This window comes from Asticcacaulis biprosthecium C19, from assembly GCF_000204015.1.
Lineage (GTDB): Bacteria > Pseudomonadota > Alphaproteobacteria > Caulobacterales > Caulobacteraceae > Asticcacaulis > Asticcacaulis biprosthecius.
The window spans coordinates 548654-558912 of the sequence record NZ_GL883079.1 but is presented as its reverse complement, the minus strand read 5'-3'; the positions used below and the strand labels follow the sequence as shown (position 1 = coordinate 558912).

The window sequence follows — 10259 nt, the reverse complement described above, 5'->3', positions numbered from 1 at the left end:
CCTTATGAAATCGACCCAGTGGGTCGATTTCCGCGCCGAACGCCCAGAGCCATGCGGCGGGGACCCCACGAATCCTTAGATATCTTTCTGCTGCTCGGCCCCGAGGGGCCGGACAGCAGAAAGATTTTAAAGACTTGGGGCCTCAGGCCCCAAGCCCCATACGTTTACAGGGCTATCCGAAAGCGCTACACGCTCCCGATAGCCTTGCGAGACTCACATGACTTCCGAAGACGTAATCAACGAATTCCGCGCCGCCAATGCCCTGCGCGAGGGCCACTTTGTCCTGTCCAGCGGCTTGCATTCGCCGATGTTCCTGCAAAAGAACCTCGTCTTCATGAAGGCCGACCGTTGTGAGCGCCTGTGCAAAGCGCTTGCCGAAAAGATCACAGACCAGGTCGGCAAGGTCGATGTCGTGATCTCGCCGGCCGTCGGCGGGATCATTCCGGGCTACGAAACCGCCCGTCACCTGGACGTGCCTTCCATCTATGTCGAACGCGAAGGCGGCGAATTCAAACTGCGCCGCGGCTTCAGCATCGAACCCGGCGATAAGGTCGTCATGGTCGAAGACATTGTCACGACCGGCCTGTCGTCGCGCGAGTGCATCGCCGCGATCCGCAAGGCCGGCGGTGATGTGGTCGCTGCGGCCTGTATCGTTGACCGCTCCGGCGGTGAAGCCGATGTCGGCGTCCCCCTGATTGCCCTGGCGTCGCTGAAGGTTCCGGCCTATCCCGCCGACGATCTTCCGCCGGAATTGGCCGCTATCCCGGTCGAGGATCCCGGATCCCGCCGCCTGGCCAAGGTCTAGACCCATGCGTGAACGGATCCGCCTTGGGCTAAATGTCGACCACGTCGCCACCGTGCGAAATGCCCGCGGTGGCCATGCACCTGATCCGATCCGCGCCGCGCGTCTGGCGCTGCAGGCCGGGGTCGACGGCATCACAGCCCACCTGCGCGAAGATCGGCGGCATATCGTCGACAAGGATGTGTGGGTCATCAAGGAGGTCTGCGACACCTTCGGTAAGCCGCTGAATTTCGAAATGGCGGTTACCGATGAAATGGTCTCGATGGCGTTGAAGCTGAAGCCGCACGCTGCCTGCCTGGTGCCGGAGCGCCGCCAGGAACGCACGACCGAAGGCGGACTGGATGTCGCGGGCCAAATCGACAATATTGGGGAAGCTGTCCGCCTCTTCAACAAGGCCGGCATCCGCGCGTCGCTGTTCATTGCTGCCGATCCGGCGCAGGTGGCGGCTGCCGCAAAGGTTCAGGCACCCGTTATCGAATTCCATACCGGCGCACTGTGTGATGCCTTTCGTGATCAAGAGCGGGTCAGTTTCGACAGTGAATTGAAGCGCTTGCAGATCGCAGTTGCTCAGGCACATGAATTGGGCGTCGAGGTCCACGCCGGCCACGGTATTGACTACGAGACCGTTCCCTTCATCGCTAACATCCCGCACGTTCGCGAACTCAACATCGGCCACTTCCTGATCGGCGAGGCAATCTTCATCGGCCTCGAGGCCGCGGTGGCGAAGATGCGCGACCTTATGGATGGTGCTGTCGGGAGCCTGGGATGATCGTCGGGATTGGCGTGGATCTGGTTGACGCCCGGCGGATCGAAGCGTCGGTGACCCGCTTCGAACGCCGCTTTCTCGATCGCATCTTCACCGCCGACGAACAGCGCCACGCCTACGCCGCCGCGCGGCCGCACCTGAGCTTTGCCAAGCGCTTTGCTGCCAAGGAAGCGGTGGCCAAGGCACTGGGAACCGGGGTGCGCGGATTCTTGTTTATCGACATCGAAGTGACATCCGACGCGTTGGGAAAGCCTCACGTTCTGCTGCATGCCGGCGCGGCTGTACGCCTGCGTGCCATCGTGCCGGAAGGGCACACGGCTCATGTTCACCTGTCCCTGAGTGACGAAGATCCCTATGCCAGCGCCTATGCGATTATAGAGTCGGTAGGAACATGACCGATTTGTCACCCGCGTAACCAACAAAATACAGCCTTGCGCTTGCCATATTCTCTGATTAGGTCACTATAAACCAAACTGGGGCGTGCCCCGAAAATCATATGTGCGGCAGGATAATTCCTGCCGTTACTCATGAAGGACCAGGGGCAAATCCTTATGAATAAAGACGAAAACACAACACCGGAACCGGCGGATCAGCCGATTGTCGCCGCTGCGGCTCCGGCCGTGGACGATGCGCAGCCGCAGGTCGAACTGGCCAAGGTTCAGGCAACCAAGACCGAGGTCGAACCCGAGCCAGCCGAAGCCGCGCCCCGGACGGCCCAGGAAATCGCGATCGCCGAGATCAAGGAAATCGGCACGGTCGTCGGGGTCGCCATTCTTTTGGTGCTGTTCCTGCGTACGCTGTTCTTCCAGCCCTTTACCATTCCGTCGGCATCGATGGAGCCCAACCTGTATCAGGGCGACTATATCATCGTATCGAAGTGGGACTACGGTTACTCCAAGCACTCGATCCAGTTCTCGCCGCCGCTGTTCAACGGCCGCATCTTTGGGCGGGATCCCAAGCGTGGCGATGTCGTTGTCTTCAAGCTGCCGGTCGATAACAAGACCGACTATATCAAACGCGTCGTCGGCCTGCCGGGCGATACCGTCCAGCTCAAGAACGATCAGCTGTTCATCAATGGCCAACTGGTCAATACGACCACCCTGGGCTCCATTCCCGGCACAGCGCCGGGTTCGGGTTTCCGTGACGAAACCCTGACCCTGCAACGCGAAGAATTGCCGGATGGCCGCGCCCACCTGATGCAGGACTATGTTCAGGACGGTCCGGTCGATAATACCGATATCTACACCGTCCCGGAAGGCCACTACTTCATGATGGGCGACAACCGTGACAACTCCCAGGACAGCCGCTATCCGATGTCAGTGGGTGGGGTCGACTTCGTGCCGGCCGAAAACCTGGAAGGCCGCGCCGTGCTGGTCCTGATGTCGTGGAAAGAGGGTTCCTCGCTATGGAAGCCGTGGACGTGGCTGAATTTCCACTGGGACCGGTTCTTCAAGTCCTTGCACTAATCAAGTCCTTGCACTGATCATGAAAGGAGCCTTCCCGGCTCCTTTCTTTTTTGGTGCGCCAGATCGAAGATTTGGCAACCGCGCCAGGACACGTTCTTTGGGCGTCCGAGCTTTTTGCGAGGAAAGCCTGCGTGGCGTTTGAACGCAATTATAGACTTTGCAGAAAGCAAAGGCTAAAGCGTGCCGGATGAGCGTACGCCCGCAAAACACGCGTCAGATCGCAATTGAAACCGTCCAGGACCGCCTGGGCTACCGTTTCCGCGACAAGCAACTGCTGGAAGTGGCTTTGACCCACGCCAGCGTCGCCGAGGGTGCGCGCCGAATCGCTGACAATGAACGGCTTGAGTTCCTGGGCGACCGGGTTCTCGGGCTGATGATCGCTGAAGCCCTGATGGATAATTTCCCGGAGGCGGAAGAGGGCGAACTGTCGCGCCGTTTCCACGCACTCGTGTCGCGCGAGGCGTGCGCCGATATTGCCCGCCAACTGAGCCTCGGTGAGGCTGTGCGGCTGGCAGCCGGTGAGACCAAGAGCGGCGGCCGCAGCAACCCGACCATCCTGGGCGACGCCTGCGAGGCTCTGATGGCGGCGGTCTATGTCGATGGCGGCTATGATGCCGTGGTCAAAAGCTTTGCACCGCTGTGGCAGCAACTGCTGCTGGACAGCGGCAATGCCTCACGCAGCAATCCGAAATCGTTTTTGCAGGAATGGGCGGTCGCTAACGCCAAACGCCCGCCGGCTTACAATCTGATCGAACGGCGCGGGCCCGACCACGCGCCCGTCTTCACCATGGAGGTCGTCATCGACGGCCTGCAACCGCAATCCGCCACCGGCAAGTCTCGGCAGGAAGCCGAAAAGACCGCCGCCCTGGCGCTTATCGAACGAGAACAACTCAATTGACCGACTCCTCCACACGCTGCGGCTTTGTCGCCATCATCGGTGCTCCCAATGCCGGCAAATCGACCCTGGTCAACCAGTTGGTTGGAACCAAGGTGTCGATCGTCACCCAGAAGGTGCAGACAACGCGCTTTCCGGTGCGCGGCATTGCCCTTGATGAAGAGGTTCAGATGATCCTGGTCGACACGCCGGGCATCTTCAAGCCGCGCCGGCGGCTGGATCGCGCCATGGTGGCCTCGGCCTGGGGCGGAGCGGAGGACGCCGATTGTGTGGTGCTGCTGGTCGATGCCGCGGCGCAACTGGCCGTAAAGGGCGGCGGCGAGGTCAAGGCGACCGGCGCCGATCACAAGGCGGTCGAGGACGTCGAGATGATCGTCGAGGGCCTCAAGTCGGCCAACCGCAAGGCGATCCTCGCGCTGAACAAGATCGATCTGATGAAGAGCGAGAACCTGCTGGCCATCGCCGACGATCTCTACAACACCGGCATCGTCGAAGACGTGCTGATGATCTCGGCCGAGAAGGGCCATGGCGTCAAGGACCTGAAGAAACTCCTGGCCAAGCGTATGCCGCAAAGTCCGTGGCTGTATCCGGAAGACCAGGCGGCGGATGCGCCCGTGCGTATCCTGGCGGCGGAGATCACCCGCGAGAAGCTGTTCCTGCGCGTTCATGAGGAACTGCCCTACGCCGCAGCCGTCGTGACGACGGAGTTCGTCGACAAGCCCGACGGCTCGGTTCGTATCGAGCAGACTATTTTTGTCGAACGCGATGGCCAGCGCGCCATTGTCCTGGGTAAGGGCGGCCAGACCCTGAAATGGATCGGTCAGAAGTCGCGTGAAGAGCTGGGTAAGCTGCTGGACCGGCCGGTGCACCTGTTCCTGACCGTCAAGGTCGAGGAAAAGTGGAGCGATGACCGCGCCCTCTATGCTCAATTCGGATTGAATTACGATTCTTAAGTATTGCTGCTAAATGACGGAATTTGAAGACGAAGCCATCGTATTGAGTGCCAAGCTGCATGGCGAAAGCGGCGCCATTCTTCATGTTCTGACGGAAAATCACGGTGTCTACGCCGCGCATGTTGCCGGTGGAGCGTCGCGCCGGATGAAGGCGGCATTGCAACCCGGCGCTAGCGTACTGTTTCGCTTTCGTGCCCGTCATTCCGAGCAGTTGGGCACGGCTTCCGTCGAAGCGTCCGGTTCCGGACCCGATGTCCTGGACGACTCTGTCGCCTTGCTGGGTTTGCAATGCGCCTGTCTGATGACGCGTCAGGTCCTGCCCGAGCGGGAGCGGCATCCTGGCGCCTACTACGCACTATCAGCCTTGTTGGGCGCGTTTGTTGCGCCGGATATCTGGCCGGCGATATATGTACGTTACGAAGCGGGTCTGCTGGAAGAATTGGGCTATGGCCTGGATCTGAGTGCCTGCGCGGTAACGGGTTCGCGCGACGACCTGGTCTATGTCAGTCCAAAATCGGCCCGCGCGGTGAGCCGAGGTGCCGGTGAAGCCTATCGGGATAAACTGTTGGTTTTGCCGCAGTTTCTTTTATCCAGCCAGGGCGGGCTGATAGCCGGCGATGTCGGGCGGGGACTTGCGCTGACGGGCTTTTTCCTCGAGCGGCACGTCTTCCATCCGCACAACAAACCGCTGCCGGATGTCCGCCTGAGACTGGCCGAAGCGCTTGCCGACTCAACGAAACCTAATTAGGTTTCGCAAACGATTGAACAGCTTAAGCCATTTGGTAACGCCTTTATGTCATAACGGGGTTACAGAACGTGAGAGTGCATGACCGTCTACAGCGAACAGGAACTGCTGGCAGCCAACGTCAATCCGGTCACCGGACTGGCGACGGACTACCTCAACCTGTTCAACGAAGCCATCATGCTGTTCGAAATGGGCCTCGACATGCCGGACATGGCCGAGGAACTCGCCGACTGGCACAGGCGTGACTATATCCATCATTTCGAGAATTCCGGATTTGAGTTAAGGGACGTCGTGATCTGGGCCTATCGTCATGCGCCGGCCGACATTCGCTGCGCCTTTGATGAATGCTGCGAAAAAGCGCTGGCCAGCTTCGATTCGTCGATCAACATACTGCTGAGTTCGAATCTGGACGACGAGGCCGCCAAGGCCGACCTGTCAGAGCGACTGCGGGATATGAAAGCCCTGGTCGTGGAGATGGACTCCCATATCCACGGCCGCGCCGAGCGCTCCGAAACCAACCTCCAAAACGAAGTCGACGCGCTGTTTTAATCTGCTGACAAATTTTGGCAGCAAGTCGGCTATCCTCTGTGAACCGGAGGAACCGTTTCATGACCATCACCGTTTCCTGTCACTGCGGCGGCACGCGTATCCAACTTTCGCGTGCGCCCGATGCCGCCAAATCGTGCAACTGCACCTTCTGTTCGCGAGTCGGTGCCGTGTGGAGCTATTTCGAGCCGGACGAGGTCAAGGTCTTGAGCGCCGACCACGACGCTCTCTATGCCCCCAGCGGTATGAACCAGCACCATTTCTGCAGCAAGTGCGGACTCAACACCTATGGCGACTCGCCGGACTGGGCGTCGGCCTACAACAATGACGGAACGCCAAAAGAGGGCACGATCCCCGGTCAGATGCCGGCGAAGCGGATCTGGGGCGTCAATATGCGCCTAGCCGAAGATTTCGATTTGGGCAGCCTGACCGTCACCGAGGTCGATGGACGCAACAGTTGGTAACCGGCTCTCGTCTCTTGTTTTGCTTCTGTTCCCGTTCTACAGACGGTTTATGAGTGACGTAGTGATTCCTGATGCCGGCGGCCGGATTGTCGACGAGCCGCTGGGCGATGCGCTGTCCAAGCGCTACCTTGCCTATGCCCTGTCCACTATTATGCACCGGGCGCTGCCCGACGTTCGCGACGGGCTGAAACCCGTTCACCGCCGCGTGCTCTACGCCATGAGCAATATGCGCCTCAATCCCGAAGCCGCCGCGCGCAAATGCGCCAAGGTGGTAGGGGAGGTCATGGGTAATTTCCACCCCCACGGCGATCAGGCCATCTATGACGCCCTGGTCCGCATGGCGCAGAACTTCGCCCAGCGCTATGAACTGGTCCAGGGCCAGGGCAATTTCGGCAATATCGACGGCGATAACGCTGCCGCCATGCGTTACACCGAATGCCGCCTGACCCTGGCGGCCATGATGATCCTGGATGGCATAAACGAAGACGCCGTCGATTTTCGTCCGACCTATGACGACCAGGACACGGAACCGGTTGTGCTGCCGGGCGGGTTCCCCAATCTGCTGGCCAATGGCGCCATCGGCATTGCGGTCGGTATGGCGACGTCGGTGCCGCCGCACAATGTTGTCGAACTGGTCGATGCCTGCCGCAAGCTGCTGCAAAACCACGCCGCCACCACCGCCGAGCTGATGGAATTCATTCCCGGCCCGGATTTTCCGACGGGCGGTGTCTGCGTCGAGAGCCGCAAGTCGATTCAGGAGGCCTATGAGACCGGCCGCGGATCGGTGCGGGTACGCGCCCGCTACGAAGTCGAGGATGCCGGCCGCGGCCAGTGGCGTATCATCGTCCGCGAGATCCCTTATCAGGTCCAGAAGTCGCGTCTGATCGAGCAACTTGCCGACCTGATCGAGGCCAAGAAGGCGCCGCTGCTGGGTGATGTTCGCGACGAGTCGGACGAGAATATCCGCTTGGTGCTGGAGCCCAAGTCGCGCAACATCGAGCCCGAAGTGCTGATGGAGAGCCTGTTCAAGATATCCGATCTGGAAACGCGCTTCCCGATCAATATGAATGTGCTGGACGCCACGGGCACACCGCGCGTCATGGGACTTCGCGCCTGTCTGATCGCCTGGCTGGACCACCGCCGCGTGGTGCTGCTGCGGATGTCGAACTGGCGGCTGGAAAAGATCGAGAAGCGGCTGCACCTGCTCGATGGCCTGATGATCGCCTTCCTCAATCTGGATGAGGTGATCCGCATCGTTCGGGAGGAAGACAAGCCTCGGGACATGCTGATGTCGCGGTTCACCCTGTCCGAATTGCAGGCCGACTACATCCTGGATACGCGACTGCGGCAACTGGCGCGGCTGGAAGAAATGGTCATCCAGGACGAACACAAGAAGCTGAGCGAGGAGCGCGAAGGCATTTTGGCGCTGCTGGGCAGTGAGAAAATGCAGTGGAAGCGCATCGACCAGCTTCTGGTCGAGGTGCGCAAGAAGCTGCCATCGCCGCGGCGCACCACCTATGCCGATGCTCCGGTGGGGATCGAGGTCGCCGCCATCGAATCTTACCTGCCCAAGGAAGCCATCACCGTTATCCTGTCGAAGCGCGGCTGGATCCGCGCCGCCAAAGGCAAGGTCGAGGATCCGTCGGAATTGAAGTTCAAGGAAGGCGATGAACTCAGCTTCCTGGTGCCGGGCTACAATACCGACAAGTTCCTGATTCTGACCACGGACGGCCGGTTCCTGACCCTGTCGGGCGACAAGCTGCCGTCAGCCCGCGGCCACGGCGAGCCGCTGCGTCTCATGCTGGACATCGAGGAGTCGGCCAAGATCGTCACTGTGTTCGCCTATACAGCTGGCGCCAAGCGCGTAATGGTGGCGAAGAACGGCTACGGCTTCGTTATGAACGAGGAAGACGCCGTCGCCAACAAGCGCGCCGGCAAGCAAACCATGACGGTCGATGGCACCGAGGCCATGGCGGCACTTCAGGTCACGGGCGACCTGATCTGCGTGCTGGGCGAGAACAACAAGGTGCTGGTCTATCCCGTGACGGAACTGCCTGAAATGGCGCGTGGCAAGGGTGTCAAGCTGCAGGCTTACAAGGACGGCGGCGTCAAGGATATTACCGTGTACGACTCGAACGGTTCGCCGCAATGGTTCGACGGTGCGGGCAAGGCGCGCGACTTTAAGGACATCAAGGATTACATTGGCCGCCGCGCGACGGCTGGCAAGATGGCGCCGCGGGGACTGCGGAAACTGCGGCTGTAACGCGGTGGCCCGAGCCGCCGCACAATACGCGAGGAGGCGAGGGCAATGAGGTTTCTGGAAGGACTGGATATCCGGCGGTTGACCGTGGTGTCGGGTTTGGGTCTTGGGCAGATGATTGCTTTCGGGACGTCGCTGTACCTGCTGACGGCCTTATCCGGACCGATCGTGGCCGATACAGGCTGGCGACTCGAATGGGTGGTCGGCGGCTATTCCCTGGGCATATTGGTCTCCGCAGCCGCGTCCGTCGTCGTGGGACGTTATGTCGGCGCCGGGTGGGGACATCGGGTCCTTGCGGTCTCCTCCGTTCTATTTGCCATGGGCCTGGGCATCATGGCCGTCGCCCCGGCGCTGTGGCTCTATGTCGCCGGCTGGTGCCTGATGGGCGTGGCCATGGCCATGGGTCTGTATGACGTCGCCTTCGGAACCGCCGGCCGGCTCTTTGGCCAGTCGGCGCGGGCTTCGATCATCCAGATTGCCTTGTGGGGCGGGTTTGCCTCGACGGTGTTCTGGCCGTTGAGTCATGCCCTGGAAGGCGTCGTTGGATGGCGTTGGACCCTGGCGGTATTTGCAGGCATTCACCTGGCGGTGAACCTGCCGCTCTATTTGTTCGTTATCCCCAAGCCCGTTGATGCCACCGCCGCCGGTGAAGTCCGGCACCTGCGGCCCGTCAAACCGCAAGGGCTGGAAGGGCCGATCTACATAGCCCTGGGCCTGGTCATTACCCTGGAGATGTCGCTGGTCGCGGTGATGTCGGTCTATATGCATACCCTGTTGTCAAGTCGTGGACTGGCTTTGGAAACGGCTGTGGCCTTAAGTGTCCTTGTCGGGCCGTCTCAGGTGGTGGCGCGGCTGACCGAACTGACGATCGGGCGGCGATGGCCGGCCTATCTGTCACTGTGCCTGGGTGTGGTCGGCGTTGCGGCTGGATTGGTACTTATCCTTTTCGGCGGCGTTTTCAGTGCGCCCGCCCTGGTGATCTATGGCGCCGGTTTGGGCGTGGTGTCCGTCACCTCCGGCACGGTACCGTTGCTCGTCTTTGGGCCGGAGCGCTATCCGCCGCTGATGGGCCGCTTGCGTCGTGTATCGCTTGTTGTCCAGGCCCTGGCGCCGGCGGGGGCGGCCTGGATACTGACCGCGTCGGGGGCTTCTGCGCTTCTGTACATCCTGCTGGCCATTGCCTCGATGTGCCTGGTTGCCGCCGTTTTCCTGGCGCGGTGGAGTCATCGACTGATCATCGCCCGGACGGTGGCGTGATCGCGCGATTGTCATAATAATACCAATCCACAATGACCTTGACTCATCGTGGCTTGGCAAGGGCGCCAAAGAACGCTTCTTGCCCGCCCGAGCTTATGCGAGGCG

The 10259-nt window shown here is 60.7% G+C and carries 11 protein-coding genes; all 11 read left to right on the top strand.

Going from position 1 to position 10259, the window contains the following annotated elements:
• Positions 1 to 217: 217 nt before the first annotated feature.
• The 11 genes from pyrE to ABI_RS17775 all read left to right on the top strand — a co-directional run bounded on the left by pyrE (position 218) and on the right by ABI_RS17775 (position 10154).
• A complete protein-coding gene (gene pyrE, locus ABI_RS17825) occupies positions 218 to 805 on the top strand; it encodes an orotate phosphoribosyltransferase (protein WP_006274447.1) in 588 nt (195 codons plus the stop codon).
• Positions 806 to 809: 4 nt separating this feature from the next.
• Complete coding sequence (locus ABI_RS17820; RefSeq protein ID WP_006274446.1) at positions 810 to 1571, top strand: pyridoxine 5'-phosphate synthase; 762 nt, start codon at positions 810 to 812, stop codon at positions 1569 to 1571.
• A complete protein-coding gene (acpS, locus tag ABI_RS17815; protein ID WP_006274445.1) occupies positions 1568 to 1963 on the top strand; it encodes a holo-ACP synthase in 396 nt (131 codons plus the stop codon). Before ABI_RS17820 ends, acpS begins: the two co-directional genes overlap by 4 nt.
• A 156-nt stretch (positions 1964 to 2119) precedes the next feature.
• Positions 2120 to 3034, top strand: a complete 915-nt coding sequence (gene lepB / locus ABI_RS17810) for a signal peptidase I (RefSeq protein WP_157138983.1) — start codon at positions 2120 to 2122, stop codon at positions 3032 to 3034.
• 187 nt (positions 3035 to 3221) lie between these two features.
• Entirely contained in the window at positions 3222 to 3932 is a 711-nt protein-coding gene (gene rnc / locus ABI_RS17805) for a ribonuclease III (protein WP_006274443.1), read from the top strand.
• Complete coding sequence (era, locus tag ABI_RS17800) at positions 3929 to 4882, top strand: GTPase Era (protein WP_006274442.1); 954 nt, start codon at positions 3929 to 3931, stop codon at positions 4880 to 4882. Before rnc ends, era begins: the two co-directional genes overlap by 4 nt.
• A 13-nt stretch (positions 4883 to 4895) precedes the next feature.
• The gene (recO, locus tag ABI_RS17795; protein ID WP_006274441.1) at positions 4896 to 5630 is read left to right on the top strand and encodes a DNA repair protein RecO; all 735 of its coding nucleotides are present in this window, start codon (positions 4896 to 4898) and stop codon (positions 5628 to 5630) included.
• Positions 5631 to 5708: 78 nt separating this feature from the next.
• Positions 5709 to 6176, top strand: a complete 468-nt coding sequence (locus ABI_RS17790) for a hypothetical protein (RefSeq protein WP_006274440.1) — start codon at positions 5709 to 5711, stop codon at positions 6174 to 6176.
• Between the two features lie 59 nt (positions 6177 to 6235).
• Positions 6236 to 6637, top strand: coding sequence for a GFA family protein (locus ABI_RS17785; protein WP_006274439.1), 402 nt, complete (start codon positions 6236 to 6238; stop codon positions 6635 to 6637).
• Between the two features lie 49 nt (positions 6638 to 6686).
• Positions 6687 to 8900, top strand: coding sequence for a DNA topoisomerase IV subunit A (gene parC / locus ABI_RS17780; protein WP_040309580.1), 2214 nt, complete (start codon positions 6687 to 6689; stop codon positions 8898 to 8900).
• Between the two features lie 45 nt (positions 8901 to 8945).
• On the top strand, positions 8946 to 10154 hold the full coding sequence (locus ABI_RS17775) for an MFS transporter (RefSeq protein WP_006274437.1): 1209 nt from the start codon (positions 8946 to 8948) through the stop codon (positions 10152 to 10154).
• Positions 10155 to 10259: the final 105 nt, after the last annotated feature.